The sequence below is a fragment of the Streptomyces sp. SID486 genome (genome assembly GCF_009865385.1).
Taxonomy (GTDB): domain Bacteria; phylum Actinomycetota; class Actinomycetes; order Streptomycetales; family Streptomycetaceae; genus Streptomyces.
Map to the genome: position 1 here is coordinate 19093 of NZ_WWJT01000317.1, position 20168 is coordinate 39260.

General features: G+C 71.3%; 15 protein-coding genes. 5 read left to right on the forward strand and 10 right to left on the reverse strand.

Annotation, left to right across the window (positions count from 1 at the left end; translation table 11 throughout):
* Positions 1-62: 62 nt before the first annotated feature.
* From GT045_RS14745 to GT045_RS14760, 4 genes are all read left to right on the forward strand, one after another.
* Positions 63-722 carry a response regulator transcription factor gene (locus GT045_RS14745; protein WP_161290719.1) on the forward strand — a complete coding sequence of 220 codons (660 nt, stop codon included), beginning with the start codon at positions 63-65 and terminating at the stop codon, positions 720-722.
* A 146-nt stretch (positions 723-868) separates the two neighbouring features.
* Positions 869-2158: a ribonuclease D gene (locus GT045_RS14750; protein WP_161334436.1), complete on the forward strand. Its 1290-nt coding sequence runs from the start codon at positions 869-871 to the stop codon at positions 2156-2158.
* 449 nt (positions 2159-2607) lie between these two features.
* On the forward strand, positions 2608-3825 hold the full coding sequence (locus GT045_RS14755; RefSeq protein ID WP_161290723.1) for an acetyl-CoA C-acyltransferase: 1218 nt from the start codon (positions 2608-2610) through the stop codon (positions 3823-3825).
* Positions 3822-5951: a 3-hydroxyacyl-CoA dehydrogenase NAD-binding domain-containing protein gene (locus tag GT045_RS14760; RefSeq protein ID WP_161290725.1), complete on the forward strand. Its 2130-nt coding sequence runs from the start codon at positions 3822-3824 to the stop codon at positions 5949-5951. Before GT045_RS14755 ends, GT045_RS14760 begins: the two co-directional genes overlap by 4 nt.
* Before the next feature lie 136 nt (positions 5952-6087).
* On the opposite strand, the gene GT045_RS14765 is transcribed toward GT045_RS14760, so the two are convergent.
* Positions 6088-7104: a hypothetical protein gene (locus tag GT045_RS14765; RefSeq protein WP_161290727.1), complete on the reverse strand. Its 1017-nt coding sequence runs from the start codon at positions 7102-7104 to the stop codon at positions 6088-6090.
* Between the two features lie 74 nt (positions 7105-7178).
* Between GT045_RS14765 and GT045_RS14770 the strand changes: the two genes are divergently transcribed.
* Positions 7179-7571, forward strand: a complete 393-nt coding sequence (locus tag GT045_RS14770) for an NTP pyrophosphohydrolase (protein WP_161334437.1) — start codon at positions 7179-7181, stop codon at positions 7569-7571.
* Between the two features lie 331 nt (positions 7572-7902).
* Here GT045_RS14770 and GT045_RS14775 read toward each other — a convergent pair whose 3' ends face one another.
* The 9 genes from GT045_RS14775 to GT045_RS14815 all read right to left on the reverse strand — a co-directional run bounded on the left by GT045_RS14775 (position 7903) and on the right by GT045_RS14815 (position 20139).
* Positions 7903-9354 carry a glycosyltransferase family 39 protein gene (locus GT045_RS14775; protein WP_161295855.1) on the reverse strand — a complete coding sequence of 484 codons (1452 nt, stop codon included), beginning with the start codon at positions 9352-9354 and terminating at the stop codon, positions 7903-7905.
* Between the two features lie 206 nt (positions 9355-9560).
* Positions 9561-11084, reverse strand: a complete 1524-nt coding sequence (locus tag GT045_RS14780; RefSeq protein ID WP_161334438.1) for an amino acid permease — start codon at positions 11082-11084, stop codon at positions 9561-9563.
* Positions 11085-11244: 160 nt separating this feature from the next.
* Positions 11245-13173 (reverse strand): 1-deoxy-D-xylulose-5-phosphate synthase, encoded by a 1929-nt coding sequence (gene dxs, locus GT045_RS14785; protein ID WP_161334439.1) that lies wholly within the window; start codon positions 13171-13173, stop codon positions 11245-11247.
* A gap of 198 nt (positions 13174-13371) precedes the next feature.
* Positions 13372-14652 (reverse strand): sugar ABC transporter permease, encoded by a 1281-nt coding sequence (locus GT045_RS14790; RefSeq protein WP_161294070.1) that lies wholly within the window; start codon positions 14650-14652, stop codon positions 13372-13374.
* The gene (locus GT045_RS14795) at positions 14649-15440 is read right to left on the reverse strand and encodes an ATP-binding cassette domain-containing protein (protein ID WP_161294068.1); all 792 of its coding nucleotides are present in this window, start codon (positions 15438-15440) and stop codon (positions 14649-14651) included. The genes GT045_RS14790 and GT045_RS14795 overlap by 4 nt, the downstream gene beginning before the upstream one ends.
* A 199-nt stretch (positions 15441-15639) precedes the next feature.
* On the reverse strand, positions 15640-16746 hold the full coding sequence (locus GT045_RS14800) for a sugar ABC transporter substrate-binding protein (RefSeq protein ID WP_202528097.1): 1107 nt from the start codon (positions 16744-16746) through the stop codon (positions 15640-15642).
* 133 nt (positions 16747-16879) lie between these two features.
* Positions 16880-18079, reverse strand: coding sequence for an ROK family transcriptional regulator (locus GT045_RS14805; protein WP_161294064.1), 1200 nt, complete (start codon positions 18077-18079; stop codon positions 16880-16882).
* 204 nt (positions 18080-18283) lie between these two features.
* Positions 18284-19207 (reverse strand): carbohydrate ABC transporter permease, encoded by a 924-nt coding sequence (locus GT045_RS14810; protein ID WP_161294063.1) that lies wholly within the window; start codon positions 19205-19207, stop codon positions 18284-18286.
* Between the two features lie 5 nt (positions 19208-19212).
* Positions 19213-20139: a sugar ABC transporter permease gene (locus GT045_RS14815; RefSeq protein WP_161294061.1), complete on the reverse strand. Its 927-nt coding sequence runs from the start codon at positions 20137-20139 to the stop codon at positions 19213-19215.
* Positions 20140-20168: the final 29 nt, after the last annotated feature.

Here is a 20168-nt window from a genome sequence, read left to right on the forward strand (position 1 = left end):
AAGCACGGTTCGTCCCGGCTTCCTCCCCACAAGCCGGCCCCGTCCCCCACCCAGGAGGCCTGGTGTCCGTTCTCCTTGAGCAACCCGCAAGCCTGGTCGCCTACCGCCCGAACAAGCCGACCGCCATGGTGGTCGTGGCCGACCCGCGCGTCCGTTCCACCGTCACCCGTCACCTGTGGGCGCTCGGCGTGCGTGATGTCATCGAAGCCTCGTCCATCGCGGAGGCTCGTCCCCGCATCGGCAACCCGCGCGACATCTGCGTCGCCGACGTCCACCTGCCCGACGGCTCCGGCCTGACCCTCCTGTCCGAGACCCGCGCCGCGGGCTGGCCCAACGGACTCGCGCTGTCCGCCGCCGACGACATCGGCGCGGTGCGCAACGCCCTGGCCGGCGGGGTCAAGGGCTACGTCGTCACCGGCACCCGCACCAACATCGGCCTCCCCAGCCGCCCGGGTGCCGCCCCCCTCGGCGCCGCCGCGCGCATGCACCGCCGCCCCCCGGGTGCCCCGAGCCACCCGGGCGGCTACCGGGAACTGTCCGGACGCGAGGTCGAGGTGCTGCGGCTGGTCGCGGAGGGCCAGTCGAACAAGGCGATCGGCGTCTCCATGGGCCTGTCCGCCCTCACCGTGAAGAGCCACCTCGCCCGCATCGCCCGCAAGCTGGGCACGGGGGACCGGGCCGGCATGGTGGCCGTGGCCCTGCGCACCGGGATCATCCACTGAGCCCAGCGGATGCCCCCTTCGGCGGAACCCGGCGTTCGCACCCGCGCACCAGCCACACCCCGAGCTGACTGGTTTACGCCCCTCCCGGGCCCGTCGACGGAACGTTCCGTCGACGGGCGCCGTCCGTACACGGATACCCTTGACAGGTGACCGACGCCCAAGACACCGCAGCAGACAGTTCCCTGCGCACCACCGGAGGCACCCCTCCGGACGACGCCGGATCTTCTGTGATGGGGGCGCCGACTCCGCTGCTCGAACCCCGCGAGGGCATTCCGCCCGTCGTCGCCGACGAGGCGGCCCTCGCCCGGGTGATCGCCGACTTCGCCGCCGGCTCCGGTCCGGTCGCCGTGGACGCCGAGCGCGCCTCCGGCTACCGCTACGGCCAGCGCGCCTATCTGGTGCAGCTGCGCCGCGAGGGCGCCGGGAGCGCGCTGATCGACCCCGTCGCCTGCCCCGACCTGTCCGGGCTCGGCGAGGCGCTGTCGGGCGTCGAGTGGGTGCTGCACGCCGCCACCCAGGACCTGCCGTGCCTGCGTGAGATAGGCATGATTCCGAGCCGCCTGTTCGACACCGAGCTGGCCGGCCGGCTCGCCGGCTTCCCCCGGGTCGGCCTCGGCGCCATGGTGGAGGGCGTCCTCGGCTACGTGCTGGAGAAGGGCCACTCCGCCGTCGACTGGTCGACCCGTCCGCTGCCCGAGCCGTGGCTGCGCTACGCCGCGCTCGACGTCGAACTGCTCGTCGACCTGCGGGACGCCCTGGAGAAGGAGCTGGACCGGCAGGGCAAGCTGGAGTGGGCCCTGCAGGAGTTCGACGCGATCGCGTCGGCCCCGCCGGCCGAGCCGCGCAAGGACCCCTGGCGCCGTACGTCCGGGATGCACAAGGTGCGCCGGCGCCGGCAGCTCGCCGTCGTGCGGGAGCTGTGGCAGACCCGGGACCGCATCGCCCAGCGCCGGGACGTCTCGCCCGGGAAGGTGCTGAGCGACGCCGCCATCGTGGAGGCCGCGCTCGCCCTGCCCGGCTCCGTGCACGCCCTCGCCGCGCTGAACGGTTTCGGGCACCGGACCGGACGGCGGCAGCTTGAGCAGTGGCAGGCGGCGGTGGACCGGGCCAAGGCCCTGCCCGACTCCGGGCTGCCGCAGCCGGGACAGCCCGTGACCGGGCCGCCGCCACCGCGGGCGTGGGCCGACAAGGATCCGGCCGCGGCGGCCCGGCTGTCCGCGGCCCGGGCGGGGGTGTCGGCCCTTGCCGAGCGGCTCACCATGCCGCAGGAGAACGTGATCTCCCCGGACACGGTCCGGCGGATCTGCTGGGAACCGCCCGCGGTCGTCGACGCCGGTTCCGTGAGCGCCGCGCTGGCCGGGTACGGCGCGCGTCCGTGGCAGGTCGAACTGGTGACGCCCGTGCTGGTCGACGCGCTGGCCACCAAGAACGCCTAGCCGGCACGGGGCTCGATCACCCAAGAACGCCTGGCCGGCACAGGGCCCGATCACCCAAGAGCACTCGGCCGGCACAGGGCCCGATCGTCGTCGGCGGACGTGAACTCTCGTCCTTCTTCCCGGCCGCCTCGCCCGTGCCCTCTCCCGCTCCCCTCCCCCTTTGTTCCCGTCCCCCTCCGCCCCTTCCCTTCCCCTTTTCCCACCGGCCGCCTGCGCCTCTCTCAGGCCGCCGACGCGTCGAGGGAACGTCGAGATCGCGCCAAGATCCGGGGGCGTCGCGGGGTACGGGGTGCCGCTGCCGAAGGCGGACGCGCGCCGGCCGGCGATGTGACGTTCACCGCTCGGGGCGGCGGGGCTGGGCAGTTACGTTACTCATAAGTAGCATGGGTCCTGAGCGCGCGCTCAGCGCATCGCAGCAGTGCCACCCCGCACCCTGGAGGAGAGCCATCGTGCCTCGTACCGTCAGGGACGTCGTCTTCGTCGACGGCGTCCGCACCCCGTTCGGCAAGGCGGGCCCGAAGGGCATCTACCACGAGACCCGTGCCGACGACCTCGTCGTGAAGGCGATCCGGGAGCTGCTGCGCCGCAACCCCGGTCTGGACCCGAAGAAGATCGACGAGGTCGCCATCGCCGCGACCACGCAGATCGGTGACCAGGGTCTGACCCTCGGCCGCACGGCCGGCATCCTGGCCGGTCTGCCGCAGTCCGTCCCGGGCTACTCCATCGACCGCATGTGCGCCGGCGCCCTGACCGCCGTGACGACCACCGCCGGTTCGATCGCCTTCGGCGCGTACGACGCCGTCATCGCCGGTGGTGTCGAGCACATGGGCCGTCACCCGATGGGCGAGGGCGTGGACCCGAACCCGCGGTTCGTCTCCGAGAAGCTGGTCGACGAGTCCGCCCTGTTCATGGGCATGACCGCGGAGAACCTGCACGACCGCTACCCGCAGATCACCAAGCAGCGCACCGACGAGTACGCGGTGCGCTCGCAGGAGAAGGCCGCCAAGGCGTACGCCGACGGCAAGATCCAGCAGGACCTGGTGCCGATCTCGGTGCGCCGCACCAACGCCGAGGCCGGCGAGACCGGCTGGGGCCTGGTCACGGCCGACGAGCCGATGCGCCCGGGCACCACCCTGGAGAACCTGTCCGGCCTGAAGACGCCGTTCCGTGTGCACGGCCGGGTCACCGCGGGCAACGCGGCCGGACTGAACGACGGCGCCACCGCGTCGATCATCGCGAGCGAGGACTTCGCCCGCGAGAACGACCTGCCGGTCAAGATGCGCCTGGTGTCGTACTCCTTCGCGGGCGTCGAGCCGGAGGTCATGGGCTACGGTCCGATCCCGGCCACGGAGAAGGCCCTCGCCCAGGCGGGGCTGTCGATCTCCGACATCGGCCTGTTCGAGATCAACGAGGCCTTCGCCGTCCAGGTGCTGGCCTTCCTCGACCACTACGGCATCGCGGACGACGACGAGCGCGTCAACCAGTACGGCGGCGCGATCGCCTTCGGTCACCCGCTGGCCTCCTCCGGCGTCCGTCTGATGACGCAGCTGGCCCGCCAGTTCGAGGAGCAGCCGCACGTCCGCTACGGCCTGACCACCATGTGCGTCGGCTTCGGCATGGGCGCGACGGTCATCTGGGAGAACCCGCACTTCGAGGGGGACAAGTGAGCACCACCGCCGAGCTTCTGCAGCAGGCTTCCGAACTGTTCCCCGACGAGGTCGTCACCAGTGCGCACGTACGCCACTTCGACCTGCCGTCCGGCGCCGGCCGCTTCGCGCTGATCACGCTGGACAACGGCCTGGACCACACCAAGCCGACCACCTTCGGCCCGGCGTCGCTGGCGAACCTGAACACCGCCCTCGACCAGGTCGAGAAGGAGGCGGCCGACGGCGAGATCGTCGGTGTCGGCATCACCGGCAAGCCGTTCATCTTCGCGGTCGGCGCCGACCTCAAGGGCGTCGAGCTGCTGAAGGAGCACGAGCACGCGCTCGCCATCGGCAAGGGCGGCCACGAGGTCTTCAAGCGCCTCGGCGCGCTCGCGGTCCCGACCTTCGCCTACTACAACGGCGCCGCGATGGGCGGCGGCGTCGAGGTCGGCCTGCACTGCTCCTACCGGACCGTCTCCAAGGCGATCCCGGCGTTCTCGCTGCCCGAGGTCTTCCTCGGCCTCGTCCCCGGCTGGGGCGGCTGCACCCTGCTGCCGAACCTGATCGGCGCCGACAAGGCCGTCTCGGTCATCATCGAGAACTCGCTCAACCAGAACAAGCAGCTCAAGGGCCGCCAGGTCTTCGAACTGGGCATCGCCGACGCCGTCTTCGAGGGCGCCGACTTCCTGGAGCAGTCGCTGATCTGGACCGCCCAGGTGCTCAAGGGCGAGATCACGGTCGAGCGGCCGGAGATCGACCGCGGCGAGGGCTGGGACCAGGCCGTCGCCAAGGGCCGGTTCATCGCGGACTCCAAGGTGCACGGCGCCGCCCCGGCCGCCTACCGCGCCCTGGACATCATCGCCGCCGCCAAGAACGCCGACCTCCAGCAGGGTTACGACGCCGAGGACCAGGCCCTCGCCGACCTGATCATGGGCGGCGAACTGCGCTCGGGCATCTACGCGTTCAACCTCGTCCAGAAGCGCGGCAAGCGTCCCGCCGGCGCCCCGGACAAGAACCTGGCCCGTCCGGTCACCAAGGTCGGTGTCGTCGGTGCCGGTCTGATGGCCAGCCAGCTCGCGCTGCTGTTCCTGCGCCGCCTCGAAGTACCCGTCGTCCTGACGGACATCGACCAGGAGCGCGTCGACAAGGGTGTGGGCTACGTCCACGCCGAGATCGACAAGCTGCTCGGCAAGGGCCGCGTCAACCAGGACAAGGCCAACCGCCTCAAGGCGCTGGTGACCGGTGTCCTGGACAAGGCCGAGGGCTTCGCGGACGCGGACTTCGTCATCGAGGCCGTGTTCGAGGAGATCGGCGTCAAGCAGCAGGTGTTCGCGGAGGTCGAGGCGGTCGCCCCGGCGCACGCGATCCTCGCCACCAACACCTCCTCCCTGTCGGTGTCGGAGATGGCGTCGAAGCTGAAGCACCCCGAGCGGGTCGTAGGCTTCCACTTCTTCAACCCGGTCGCGATCCTGCCCCTGCTGGAGATCGTCCGCGGTGAGAAGACCGACGACGCCTCGCTGGCGACCGCGTTCGCCGTGGCCAAGAAGCTGAAGAAGACCGCGGTCCTCACCAAGGACGCCCCGGCGTTCGTCGTGAACCGCATCCTGACGCGCTTCATGGGCGAGATCCAGAACGTCATCGACGAGGGCACCCCGGTCGAGGTCGCCGAGAAGGCGATCGAGCCGCTCGGTCTGCCGATGTCCCCGCTGGTCCTGCTGGAGCTGGTGGGCCCGGCGATCGGCCTGCACGTCTCGGAGACCCTCAACCGGGCCTTCCCGGACCGCTTCACGGTCTCCCCGAACCTCAAGGCGGTCGTCGAGGCGGGCAAGCGCGGCTTCTACGTCTACGACAGCGGCAAGCCGGAGCTGGACCCGGAGGTCGCCGCGCTGCTCAAGCAGGGCGACTCCGTGCTCACCGAGGAGCAGGTGCGCGCGCGGGTGCTGGACGCGGTGGCGCAGGAGATCGGGCTCATGCTCGACGAGGGCGTCGTCGCCGAGGCCCAGGACATCGACCTGTGCCTGATCACGGGCGCCGGCTGGCCCTTCCACCTGGGCGGCATCACGCCGTACCTGGACCGCGAGGGCGTCTCGGAGCGCGTGAACGGCAAGAAGTTCCTGGACCAGGGCGTGGCGAGCGTCCCGGCGTAAGGCACGCGCACGGTCGTACGATGCCCGGCACACCTCGTGGTGTGCCGGGCATCGGCGTCGTCACCCGGACCGGCGGGCGGTGCCGCTGTGACCGGGGCGCGCACCGGAGGATGTCCGCGCGGCGGGTGCCGGCCGCTCAGACCTCCCGCCACGCCTCCAGCGCCAGCCCCGGCTCGTCCTTGCGGCGGGTCAGCTGGAGCCGGCCGGTCGACGGGGACAACGTTGCCGCCACCACCCGGCCCGTCTCGTCCGTCGTCAGGGACACCAGGGCGTCCAGCGGCAGTTCGGGGCCCGACTCGGTCCACCAGGCCCCGGCCGACTCCTGCTCGGTCGGATAGGCGGCGAAGGCGACCCGCCGGCTCGCCGTCCGCTGGACCAGCAGCGTGCAGTCGTGGCCGTCCAGTTCGCAGCGGATCGCCGACACCGGGCCGGGACCCGCGGCGGGCAGCACGGTGACCGGCTTGCCGCCCGCGCGCCAGGCGCACAGATCGCCGGAGGTGTCGGTGTAGAAGACGGTCGTGCTGTCCGGGGAGGTGGCCAGGGCACGCAGGGTGCCCGGGCGGACCGGTGCCTGCAGGGTCTCCTGGAGCACGGGCTGGGCGCCCGGCTTCTCCTGACGCCAGTACAGCAGGCCCTGCGGGACGGCCGCGTACACCTCGACCCTCCCGGACTCCCCGGTGACCGCGGCGAGTCCGTCCCGTACCTCGCGGCCCTTCAGGTCACGCCAGGGGTCCCAGCCGCCCTTCTCCTTCTGCATGATCATGCTCACCCCGCCGCCCCTGTTCGGGACGAAGACGTGGGCGCGGCCCTGGGTGTCCACCGCGACGGCGGGCGTGCCGGTGCGGTCGCCCTTCCTGTTCGGGTGGCCGATCGGATGCCAGTCCAGGGCCGCCAGGTGCGGGCGGAAGTGCGTGGAGTGCACCAGCCCGGCCTCGCCCGCGACGGTGGGCCGCCAGGAGACCAGGTGGGTGTAGCCGTCGGCGCCCTGGCCGGCCGCCAGGACGGGGTGCAGTCGCTGTTCGCCGCCCACCTTGCGGGGTGCGGACCAGGGTCCGTGGGGGCCACGCTCGGCCCGGCACAGGACGGCGTCACCCGACAGCTGGTAGACACTGAGGCGGCCGTCTCGGCCGCGAAGGAGCCAGTCGCCGTTCACCGGTTCACTTTAAGCCGCTCGGCGCGTGCCGTGGGGCCCGGCCCCCGGTCCCCGGGCCGTGGGACCCTGGACGCATGAGCGACCCCGTGCCACCCGTGCCGTCCCCCGCCCCGCGGCTCGTCGTCGTGGACGGCGCGAACGTCGTCGGCTCCCGGCCCGACGGCTGGTGGCGGGACCGCGCGGCGGCGGCCGAGCGGCTGCGGGACCGGCTGGCCGGTGAGGGCCTGCCGGGATGTGCGGGGCCGGTGGAAATCGTGCTCGTGGTCGAGGGCGCGGCCCGTGGTGTGGCGTCGGTGCCGGGCGTCCGGGTGGAGCCGGCGCCGGGCAGCGGGGACGACCGGATCGTGGAACTGGCCGCCGAGAACGCCGGCCGCAGCCGTCTGGTGGTGACCGCCGACCGGGAACTGCGGCGCCGGGTCACGGAGCTGGGCGCGGAGGTGACGGGCCCGCGCGCGGTCTGGGGCTGAACCCCGGCGACCCCGGCACCACGGCCTGGGAACACCGACGGACACGGGCACGAGCCACGACCGCACGACACCCACGGCCGCGACAGCACCCACGCCCACATCCGCACCCACAGCCGCGTCCGCAGCCCGCCCGCACCGCAGCCGCAGCCGCGTCCGCCGGCACCGCCCCGCAGCCGCAGCAGCCGCCTCTCCGCCGCAGGCGCTCCCGCCCCCGCGCCCGGGCAGCCGCATCCGTAGCCCGCCCGCACCGCAGCCGTAGCCGCCGCCTGACCGCCGTAGCCGCAGCCTGACCGCCGCAGGCGTTCCCGTCCCCGCTTCCGGGCAGCCGCCGCTACGGCCCCGGTGCCCGGGTGTACAGGACCGCTCCGTCCACCCGGCCGGCCTCCTCGTAGCCCGCCGCGAGGAGGCGGCGCAGCGTCGGGAGGCGGCCGGGGGCGTAGGGCTTGCCGCGGGAGTCGTCGACGACCAGGGCGGGGGCGTGCGTGGTCATCTCCCGGCGGAAGACCGGCCAGGTGCCCGCGACCGCGTACTTCTCCCCCACCCGGGGGCCGTCCCGGCCGCCGCTGTAGTTGGTGAGCAGTCCCGCGGTGAGGTAGCGGGTGGCGGGGGTGCGGCCGGCCAGCCAGTAGGTCTCCGGGTGCATGCCCCACACGAGGACCCGGTCGGCGGGAGCCGTGCGCTGCGCGAGGGCCGCCGCCAGCCGCTCGGCGTGCGCGAGTTCGGGGCGGGGGGCGAGCAGGCCCCAGCCGACGAAGAGGGCGCAGGAGCAGACCGAGGTGAGGACGGCGGCCGTGTACCGCTCACGGGGCAGGACGTGCAGCGCGGCGGTGGCCAACAGGGCGAGCGGCGGGGTGAGTTGCAGGTAGTAATGGCCGAAGAAGTGGCAGCCGAGCAGCACGGCGCCGGCCGAGGCGGCCAGCCACAGCCACAGCTCGGGCACGTGGCCGCGGGCGCCGCGCAGGGCCCGTGCGACCGGCGGCAGCAGGCCCGCCGAGGCCGCCGCCAGGATCGCCGCGTTGGTCAGCGCCCGGACCAGGACGTGGAGTTCGGAGCCGGTGACGGAGGCGTACGCGGTGGAGCCGGTCACCGTCCAGAACAGGAAGCCGGCCGGGTCCGTCGCCAGCGCCGCGCCGAGCACGGGCGCGGCGAACCCGGCCGCGAGCCGTGGCAGGCCGGCCCGCAGCCCGCCGCCCTGCCGGTGCAGCAGCCAGAGCACCGGCAGCAGTGCCGCTCCCCCGGTCTGCTTGGTCAGGAAGGCGGCGGCCACGGCGGCCCCGGCCAGACCCCAGCGCGCGCGGTCCGCGCACCACAGGGCGGCGGCCGTGCCGGGCAGTATGAACACCTCGAAGGTGGCGGCCTGCGCGTCCTCGGGGTTGAGTCCGACCGAGACCAGCAGGTAGAGCACTCCGGCGGTGCGGCCGGCCCGGTCGCCCCAGCGGCGGCGGGCCACGGAGGCCAGCAGGGCGGCGGTGAGCAGCTGGGCGAGGACGGCGAGCACCCGCAGGGGGGTCAGCGAGCCGGAGCCGAAGAGCGCGAACGCGCCCTGGTACAGCCAGGGCAGCACCGGCGGCTTGCGGTCCACCACCGTCTCGTACAGCCGGCCGCCCTGGGCCAGCAGCCGGGCCTGTACGGCGAGGAAGCCCTCGTCCGGGTTCCAGAGCGGCTGCGCGAAGGAGGGGATCCGGGTGACGCAGGCCAGCGCGGCCAGCAGGGGCACGAGCCGCGCCCAGTACGCCGTCCGGGTGACCGCGGTCCGGGCGGGGGCGAGCGGGGCGGCGAGCATGCCAGCACGCTATCCGGCCCCGGGGCCCCGGCCGGTGCGGGACATACGGGACCGGAGCGGGAGTATCGCCGCCCGGCCCTGGGTCGCCGGAGCCCCGCGGCGTCCCACCGCCCGGCCCTGGACGGCGGACCCCCGCGGCGTCCCGCCGACCGGGCCTTGTCGCCGTCCGGACCTGGTCGGCGTCGGGGCCTGGTCGGCGTCCGGGCCTAGTCGGCGGATCCCCGCGGCGTGCGCGCGTCCTGCTCGGCCGCGGCCGCCTCGCGCTGACCCAGACGGCTGTGCGAGCGGCCGTAGAGGAAGTAGACGACGAAGCCGATGATCATCCAGACGGCGAACCGGATCCACGTCTCGGCGGGCAGGTTGAGCATCAGCCACAGCGAGGCGCACACGGACAGGATCGGGACGACCGGTACCCACGGGGTGCGGAAGGCGCGCGGCAGGTCGGGGCGGGTCCTGCGCAGGATGATGACGCTGAGGGCGACGACGACGAACGCGAACAGCGTGCCGATGTTCACCAGTTCGGCGAGTTCGCTGAGGCTGGTGAAGCCGGCCACAACCGCGATGACCCCGCCGAGCAGGATGGTGGAGCGGTACGGCGTCTGGAACCGCGGGTGGGTGTGCGAGAAGAACCGGGGCAGCAGTCCGTCGCGGCTCATGGCGAAGAAGACCCGGGACTGGCCGAGCAGCAGGATCATGCACACCGTGGTGAGACCGATGGCGGCGCCGAAGCTGATCAGGCCCGCGTACCAGGGGTGTCCCGTGGCCTTGAAGGCGTCGGCGAGCGGCGCCTTGATCGACAGCGCGCTGTACTTCTGCATGCCGGTCACGACGATCGACACGGCGACGTACAGGACGGTGCAGATGACCAGGGAGCCCAGGATGCCGCGCGGGACGTCGCGCTGCGGGTTGCGGGTCTCCTCGGCGGCGGTGGCGACGACGTCGAAGCCGATGAACGCGAAGAACACCACGGACGCCGCGGTGAAGACGCCCATGACGCCGAAGTCGGAGGGCGCCCAGCCGAACATCAGCTGGATCAGGGGGGCCTTGAGGTTCCCCGCCGCCTCCGCGGACCGGGCCTTCGGGATGAACGGGTCGAAGTTCCCGCTCTTGACGAAGAAAGCCCCCGCGATGATCACGACGAGGACCACGGCCACCTTGATCGCGACGACCACGGAGGTGACGCGCGCGGACAGTTTCATGCCGACGACGAGGATGACCGTGAGCGCCAGGACGAGGGCCGCGGCGAGGATGTCGAAGCCGAAGCCCGTGGCGCCGTCCCGGCCGGACAGCGCGGCGGGCAGGTCCCAGCCCGCGTTGTCGAGCAGCGAGTGGATGTAGCCGGACCAGCCGACCGCGACCACCGCCGTGCCGAGCGCCAGTTCCAGGACCAGGTCCCAGCCGATGATCCAGGCGGGGAGTTCGCCGAGCGAGGCGTAGGAGAAGGTGTACGCGGAGCCCGCGACGGGGACCGAGGAGGCGAACTCGGCGTAGCACAGGGCGGCGAGGGCGCAGACGACACCGGCCACGACGAAGGACAGCGAAACGGCGGGACCGGCGGTGTTCCTGGCCGCCGTGCCGGTGAGGACGAAGATGCCGGTACCGATGATGACACCGACACCGAAGACGGTCAGGTCGAGGGCGGTCAGCGACTTCCTGAGCGAATGCTCGGGTTCCTCGGTGTCCTGGATGGACTGCTCGACGTTCTTCGTCCGGAACAGCGCGTTGCTCACGTGCCTGCCTCCCACGCTTGTGAGGCCTCGATATGGCTCAACATGATCGAGAGGGACGGGGAGCGTATTCCCCGGCACAGGCAGGTTCACGCACGCGGGCCGGTTCCGCCACCGGGAGGAGGCGCGGAACCGGCCCGCGGGGGCGGTTTTCGGCCGCGTTCTAGTCGCGGGCGGGCTCCACGGACTCCACGGTGCCGGCCGTGCCGCTGTACCTGCCGTCGAGCCGGGCGACGAGCCCGGTGACCTGGCGGGCGATGTCGGGCGCGGTCAGCCCGATCTCGGTGAGGACCTCGGCGCGGGAGGCGTGGTCGAGGAAGCGGGGCGGGATGCCGAAGTCGCGCAGCGGCACGTCCACCCCCGCGTCCCGCAGGGCCTGGGCGATCGCGGAGCCGACGCCGCCGGCCCGGCTGTTGTCCTCGACGGTGACGACGACCCGGTGCCGGTCCGCCAGCGGGGCCATGGCCTCGTCGACGGGCTTGACCCAGCGGGGGTCTACGACGGTGGTGGAGATGCCCTGCTTCTCCAGCAGAGCGGCGATCTCCAGGCACATCGGGGCGAGGGCGCCCACGGAGACCAGCAGCACGTCCGGGCGGTCCGTGCCGGGCTCGCGCAGCACGTCCATGCCGCCGACGCGGCTCACGGCGGGTACGGCGGGGCCGACGGCGCCCTTGGAGAAGCGCACGACGGTCGGCGCGTCCTCGACGGCGACGGCCTCGCGCAGCTGGGCCCGGACCTGGTCGGCGTCGCGCGGGGCGGCGAGCCGCAGGCCGGGCACGACCTGGAGGATCGACATGTCCCACATGCCGTTGTGGGAGGCGCCGTCGGTGCCGGTGACACCGGCCCGGTCCAGGACGAAGGTCACCCCGCACTTGTGCAGGGCGACGTCCATGAGGACCTGGTCGAAGGCGCGGTTGAGGAAGGTGGCGTACACGGCGAAGACCGGGTGCGTCCCGCCGTAGGCGAGGCCCGCCGCGGAGACCGCGCCGTGCTGCTCGGCGATGCCGACGTCGTACACGCGTTCGGGGAAGCGCTTGGCGAACCTGTCCAGGCCGACCGGCTGGAGCATGGCCGCGGTGATCGCGACGATGTCCTCGCGCTCCTCGCCCAGCTTGACCATCTCCTCGCCGAACACGGAGGTCCAGTCGGCGCCGGAGGAGGCGATCGGCAGCCCGGTGTCGGGGTGGATCTTGCCCACGGCGTGGAAGCGGTCGGCCTCGTCCTGGAGGGCGGGCTGGTAGCCCCGGCCCTTCTCGGTCAGGCAGTGCACGATGACCGGCCCGCCGAACCGCTTGGCGCGGGCCAGCGCCGACTCCAGCGCCTCGATGTCGTGGCCGTCGATCGGACCGACGTACTTCAGGCCCAGGTCCTCGAACATGCCCTGCGGGGCGATGAAGTCCTTCAGGCCCTTCTTGGCGCCGTGCAGCGTCTCGTACAGCGGCCTGCCGACGACCGGGGTGCGGTCGAGGATGTCCTTGGTCCGGGCGAGGAAGCGCTCGTAGCCGTCGGTCGTGCGCAGGGTGGCCAGGTGGTTGGCGAGGCCGCCGATGGTGGGTGCGTAGGAGCGCTCGTTGTCGTTGACGACGATGACGAGCGGGCGGTCCTTGGCCTCGGCGATGTTGTTCAGCGCCTCCCAGGCCATGCCGCCGGTCAGGGCCCCGTCGCCGATCACGGCGACGACGCGGCTGTCGCGCTCGTGCAGCTGGTTGGCCTTGGCGATGCCGTCGGCCCAGCCGAGCACGGTCGAGGCGTGGCTGTTCTCGATGACGTCGTGCTCGGACTCGCTCTGCGCGGGGTAGCCCGACAGGCCGCCCTTCATCTTCAGCTTCGAGAAGTCCTGCCGGCCGGTGAGCAGCTTGTGCACGTAGGACTGGTGGCCGGTGTCCCACAGCACCTTGTCCTTCGGCGAGTGGAAGACCCGGTGCAGGGCGATGGTCAGCTCCACCACACCGAGGTTCGGGCCGAGGTGGCCGCCGGTCTTGGAGACCGCGTCGACGAGGAAGGTCCGGATCTCCCCGGCCAGCTGGTCCAGCTCCTCCAGGCTGAGCCGGTCCAGATCGCGCGGTCCCGTGATACGGGTCAGCAGCGGCACCCGTGCCTCCTTGCAGTAGAGCTGATCGAGCTGTTGCCGGGCTTGGACGAGTCTAATGTTCCGCCCGCGCCTCCGACGGCCGGGCGGTGGATGCGGGCTCACGCGAACGGCTGTACCCCTGCGGGCCCCGGGTCGGACACGGCCGTGCCCGGCACCGTGGGACGGTGCCGGGCACGGCCGGTGCGGGTCGGGCTGCGCTCAGGCGCGGCCGGCCGACTTCTGGGTCTTGCGGGTCACCGAGTCGATGATGACCGTGGCGAGCAGCACCCCACCGGTGATCATGTACTGGATCGGGGTGGCGATGCCCCGCAGGGCGAGGCCGTACTGGATCGAGGTGATCACGAGGACACCGAGCAGCGCGTTCCAGGTGCGGCCCCGGCCGCCGAAGAGGCTGGTGCCGCCGATGACGGCCGCGGCGATGACGTTCATCAGCAGGTCGCCGGAGCCGGCGCTCTGGTTGGCGGCGGCGATCTTGGAGGCCCAGAACAGTCCGCCGACCGCGGCGAAGAAGCCCGCGATGGCGAAGACCGAGACGCGCACCAGGGTGACGTTGATACCGGCACGGCGGGACGCCTCGACGCTGCCGCCGAGCGCGAAGACCTTGCGGCCGTACGCGGTGCGGCGCAGCACGAAGTCGCTCCCGACCAGCACGATCGCGAAGAGCAGCACCGCGAGCGGCAGGCCCTTGTACTGGTTGAACATGACCGCGACGGCGAACACGGCGACCGCGAGCAGCACGGTGCGCAGCACGATGTCGCTCAGCGGGCGGGACGGGATGCCCGCGAGCGCGCGACGGCGGTTGCCGAGGAAGGCCGACAGGAAGTACCCGGCGACCGCGACGACGGCCAGCAGGTAGGCGGCGGCCACGTCCGAGAAGTAGTACGTGGTGAGCTTGCCGACCACGCCGTCGTCGTCGATGTTGATGGTGCCGTTGGAGCCCAGGATCTGGAGCATGAAGCCGTTCCAGAACAGCAGGCCGGCCAGGGTGACCGCGAACGCGGGGGCGCCGATGCGGGCGAAGAAGAAGCCGTGCAGGGCGCCGATGACCGCGCCGGCCGCGAGGGCGGCGAGCACGGCGACCCACTCGTTGACACCGTGGGTGACGCTCATCACGGCGGTGATGGCCGAGGAGACACCGGAGACGGAGCCGACGGAGAGGTCGATCTCGCCGAGCAGCAGCACGAAGATGATGCCGACCGACATCATGCCGGTCGCCACCATGGCGACGAAGATGTTGTTGAGGTTCTCCGCGCCGAGGAAGGCCGAGTCGAGGCTCTGGAAGATCGCGCAGATGGCGATGAGGCCGACCACGACCGGCAGGGCGCCGAGGTCGCCGGCGCGCATCTTGCGCTTGAACTCGGTCAGGTAGCCCGCGAAGCCCTGCTCGCGCACGAGCAGGCGGGGGTCGACGGCGGGGGCGGCGTCGGCCGCCACGGCGGGCGCGTCGACGGGCGCGGCCTGGGACTTGTCGATGCTCACTGCTGAGCCTCCGCGTTGGTGCGCGCCGCACGACGGGTCACGGCGTTGTCCGTGGCTCCGGTGATGGCGGAGATGATCTCTTCCTGCGAGGTGGTCTTGACCTCGAACACGCCGTTGTTGCGGCCGAGCCGGAGGACGGCGACCTTGTCCGCGACGGCCTTCACGTCGGCCATGTTGTGGCTGATGAGGATGACCGCGTGACCGCGCTCGCGCAGCCGCTCGACCAGGTCGAGGACCTGCGCGGTCTGCTCGACGCCGAGGGCGGCCGTCGGCTCGTCGAGGATGACCAGCTTGGGCTCGCCGAGCATGGAGCGGGCGATGGCCACGACCTGGCGCTGACCGCCGGAGAGCGAGGCGATCGGGATGCGCACGCTGGGGATGCGGATGGACAGGGTCTGGAGCAGCTCGCGCGAGCGGCGCTCCATCTCGACCTCGTCCAGGACACCGCGGCGCTTGATCTCACGGCCGAGGAACAGGTTGCCGACGACGTCGATGTTGTCGCACAGGGCGAGGTCCTGGTAGACGGTCGCGATGCCCAGGTTCTGGGCGTCGTGCGGCCGGTTGACCGTGACCTTGCGGCCCTCCCACTCGATGACACCGTCATCGATGGGGTGCACGCCGGCGATCGTCTTGACAAGGGTGGACTTACCGGCGCCGTTGTCGCCGACGAGGGCGACCACCTCTCCGGCGTGGACCTCAAGCTCTACGTCGGTGAGCGCCTGGACGGCACCGAATCGCTTGGAGACCCCGCGCAACGCCAGCACGGGCGTAGCGGACACGTGAACCATCTCCTTCGCCGCCTGAGCCTGACCCCGGCGGGAGGTTGAACATAAGAAGTGAGGGGGCGTTCGTCCGGCGCCCCGCCGTTGTGCTGCGGGGCTGTCGGCGGCGGGGCGCCGGACGTGCTGACACGGGTCGGGCGCCGGGTGGGCGCGCGGCTCCCGCGCAGGTCTGTCGGGGCCGTCGCGAGGGGCGGCCCCGGGAGTGTTACTTCAGACCGATCTTGTCGCAGGCGGCCTTGTACTTGCCGGTGCAGATGTCACCGACCGTGTAGTAGCCCTCCTTGACGACCGTGTCCTTGATGTTGTCCTTCGTCAGGGAGACGACGGGGACGATGACGGCCGGGACGCCCTTCTCGGTGCCGCTGTCGACCGTGGTGGTCTTGAGCGAGCCGTCGACCTTGCCGGTCTTGGCGATGGAGACGGCCATCTTGGCGACGGTCTCGGCCTCCTGCGGGTACGACTTGAAGACGCTCATGTACTGCTCGCCCGCCACGATGCGCTGCACGCCCGCCAGCTCCGCGTCCTGGCCGGTGACCGGGGGAAGCGTCTTGAGGCCCGCGCCCTTGAGCGCGGTGATGATGCCGCCCGCCATGCCGTCGTTGGCGGAGTAGACGCCGACGATCTTGTCCTTGCCGAGGGAGGAGATCGCGCCCTGCATGTTGGCGTTGGCGTTCTCCGGCTTCCACTCCTTGGTGTCGTACTCCTTGCCGATGCTCACCTTGCCGTCGAGGACGTCGTGGGCGCCCTTCTTGAACTGGGCGGCGTTCGGGTCGGTGACGGAGCCGTTCATCATGACGACCTTGCCGGACTTGGCCTTGGCGCCCAGGGCCTTCAGCAGGGCCTCGCCCTGCGTCTTGCCGACCTCCTCGTTGTCGAAGGAGGTGTAGGCGGAGATCGGGCCCTCGGCGAGGCGGTCGTAGGCGACGACCGGGATGCCGGCCTCCTTCGCCTTCTTGACGCCCTGCGCGACGGCCTTGTAGTCGACCGCGTCCAGGATCAGCACGTCGACCTTCTTGGTGATCATCGTGTCGATCTGCTGCGACTGGAGGGTCGCGTCCTGCTTGGCGTTGAGGTACTCGACCTTGCCCTTGCCGTTCGTCAGCTCCGAGATCTGCTTCTCGATGATCGGCTTGTCGAACTTCTCGTAGCGAGCGGTCTGGTTCTCCGGCAGGAGCAGACCGACGGTGATGTCGTCACCCTTGGCGGTCTTGGTCCCGCCGTCGCTCTTGTCGCCGGACTCCTTGGCGCTGCCGCAAGCGGCGAGCGAGGCGGCCATGGCGGTGGCACAGAAAGCAAAGGCGGCACGACGCATGCGCGTGTTCACTCTGGAAACCTCCCTGACGAGGCCGCGTCGTTGCGGCCGAGGTGGCTGGAAGTCAACTCGGCCACACGTGCGACGTCAAGAAGTAAATCCTTAACGAGATGGCAACGGTGCCATCCGTTCTCTAAGTGAAGGCAGGGGCCGCCACCGGCAGCGCCCCCTCCAAAAGGGTCGAATCGCCCATCTCGCTGAGGGCGAGGGCGAGTGCCCCGAGCACCTCGGCGCGGCCCCCAAGGGCCCCCGGAAGCACGGACAGTTGACGGGCGGCGCTGGGGATGGCGTAGCGGCCCACGGACTCCCTGATGGGCCCGAGGACCAGCTCACCCGCCTCGGCGAGATCGCCGCCGAGGACCACCCGGCTCGGATTCAGCAGGTTGCAGAGATTGGCCACCCCGCTGCCGATGTGGCGGCCGACGTCGGCGATCACCCGGCGGCAGCCCGGGTCGCCGTCCCTGGCCAGCCGTACGACGCCCTCCATGGTCAGGTCGGGGCCGTGGCCGGGCTGCAGCAGCGGGAGCACGTACCGCGCCGCGGTGAACGTCTCCAGACAGCCCCGGTTGCCGCAGCGGCAGACCGGGCCGGACTCGTCGAGGGTGATGTGCCCGATCTCCCCGGCCGTGCCGCCGGGCCCGCGGTAGATCTTCCCGTCGATCACCAGGCCGGCGCCGACACCGCTCGCGACCTTGATGTACGCCAGGTCGCGCACGCCCTTGCCGCTACCCCAGACCAGTTCGCCGAGGGCGCCGAGGTTGGCGTCGTTGTCCACGTGGACGGGCACGCCGAGCCGCTCGCGCAGCTCCTCGGCGGGCTTGGTGCCGCCCCAGCCGGGCAGGATCGCGGTGGATCCCAGGGTCCCGGACTCCACGTCGATCGGGCCCGGCACGCCGAGCCCCACGCCCGCCACCTTGGTCCGGTCCACGCCGGTGGCCGCGACCAGGCGGTTGACCAGCTCTTCGGCCCGGTCGAAGCCCTGGTCGGCGGAGGCGTCGACGTCCAGCGGCTCGGCCTCCTCGGCCAGTACCTGATGGGCGAGGTTCCCGATCGCGACGCGCAGGTGGGTGTGCCCGAAGTCCACGCCGATCACGATGCCGGCGTCCCCGCTCAGACTGACGCTGCGGGCCCGCCGCCCGCCGGCCGAGGTGGGTGTGACCTCGACGGTTCCGCCGTCCTTCAGTTCCCGCACGATGTTGGAGACGGTCGCGGCCGACAGACCGGTCGTCCGCGCGATCTCCGCTTGCGTGAGGGACCCGGCCAGGCGTACGGCCCGGACGACCCGCTCCAGGTTGGCCCGGTGCAGTGACGACTGCGACCCTGGAGTCTCCACGACGACCTCCTGAGCGCGGGGCCGCTTCGGCGAGGCCCCGTGTATGTCCAACTAGTGAACTCTAAGCTGAGCCGTTCGGGGTGACTCACGTCAAGAGGTTGAACCGTTTCCGGGTCCCACGACACAGGAACGCACACCTTCCCGGCGACCGGGAGGGTGTGCGTCCGTACGCGTGCGGGGCGTGCCCCGCCCGGGCCCGCGCCGCTACTTCAGCGCCCCCGCGGTGAGGCCCTGGACCACCTGCCGCTGGAAGACGACGTAGGCGGCGAGCACCGGCAGCATGGCCATGACCAGGCCGGCGAACAGTCCGGACCAGTCGCCCTTGTACCCCTGGCTGACCGCCAGCTGCACCAGTCCCTGGGTCAGGACGCGCTTGTCGGGGTCGGTGTTCAGGACCGTGGGCAGCATGTACTGGTTCCACTGCCCGAGGAAATTGAAGATGCCCACGCTGATCAGGCCCGGCTTGGCCATCGGGAGCATGATCTGGAAGAACGTACGCGTGTGCGAAGCGCCGTCCACGAAGGCCGCCTCCGCGACCGAGGTGGGAAGGGTGCGGAAGAAGGCCGTGAGGAAGAAGACCGTGAACGGCAGCGAGTAGGCGATGTAGACCAGGATCAGGCCGTGGATCGTGTTCAGCAGGCCCATGTTGTTCACGACGTAGAACAGCGGGACCAGCGCCAGCATGATCGGGAAGCTCATGCCGCCGACGAACAGGTAGTAGATGAAGCGGTTGCCCGGGAAGTCGAAGCGGGCGAGGACGTAGGCCGCCATGGAACCGAGCACCAGGGTGCCGATGAGCGAGCCCCCGACCACCAGGACGGTGTTCAGGAAGTAGTCGCTCATGTTGGCCTGGGTCCAGGCCCGCGACCAGTTGTCGAAGTGCAGCCTGTCCGGCAGCGACCAGGGCGAGCCGAAGATGGAGCTGTCGTCCTTGAAGGACGTCATCACCGCCCACAGCAGCGGCATGACCACCATGATCGCCCAGATGACCAGCACGCCGTGGGAGAAGACGTTGAGGACGCCGCCTTCCTTCTTCCGCCGGCCGGGCCCGGGGGCCGGCAGGTCGATCTTCGAGACGGCGGCGCCGGGCTCGGCCGGCGGCGGGGCGGGGGTGTCGGTCGTCTTCATCGCTTTCAGAACTCCAGCCGCTCGCGACGGCCCAGCCGCATCACGACCGCCGCGAAGGCGAGCGTGACGACGAGCAGGGCGACGCCGATGGTCGTGGCGTAGGCGGCCTGACCGTCCCGGAACGCCTTCTGGTACACGTACAGGACCATCACCGTGGTCGAGTAGTCGGGGCCGCCCGGGCCGGTCGTCATGATCTGTACGACCGCGAACGATTCGGCGCCCAGCGCGAGGATGCCCATGTACACCCAGCCGGACTGGACGGTGTCCCACAGCAGCGGCAGGGTGATGCGGAAGAAGGTGGTGAGGCGGCTGGCGCCGTCGAGCAGGGCCGCCTCGTACATCTCGGCCGGGATGGAGGCCATGCCGGCCGAGAACAGGACCACGAAGAAGCCGACGGTGGACCACACCAGGACCGCCATCACGCACCACAGGGCGAGACCGGGGTCTCCCAGCCACAGGGGCTGGAGGTGGTCGAGGCCGACGCCGCGCAGGACCGAGTTGATCGCGCCGCTGTCCGGGTTGTACGCGAAGGCGAACAGCAGCGAGACGATGGCGATCGAGAGGACCTGCGGGAAGAAGTAGACGATCTTGTAGAAGGACGAGCCCCGGACCCCTGAGATCACGGGCCCGCCCCTCCTCCGGCGCCCGCCCACATTGATCATGAAGGCGAAGAACAGCGCCAGACTGATCGTCACCAGTGGGAGCACCAGGGCGAACAGCAGACTGTGCTGCAACGACTTCCAGAAGATGTCGTCGTCGAGCATCCTCTTGTAGTTGTCGAAGCCGACCATCTTGAATTCGGGGCTCAGGCCGGTCCAGTCCGTGAACGAGTAATAGATGGACTGGATGAACGGCCACACCACGAAGAGCGCGTACAGTCCCAGGGGCAGGACCAGAAACCCCACGATGAACCGGTACTTGCCGTGCTGCATCGCCACTCCGGTGCGTTGTAAGGGTGCTG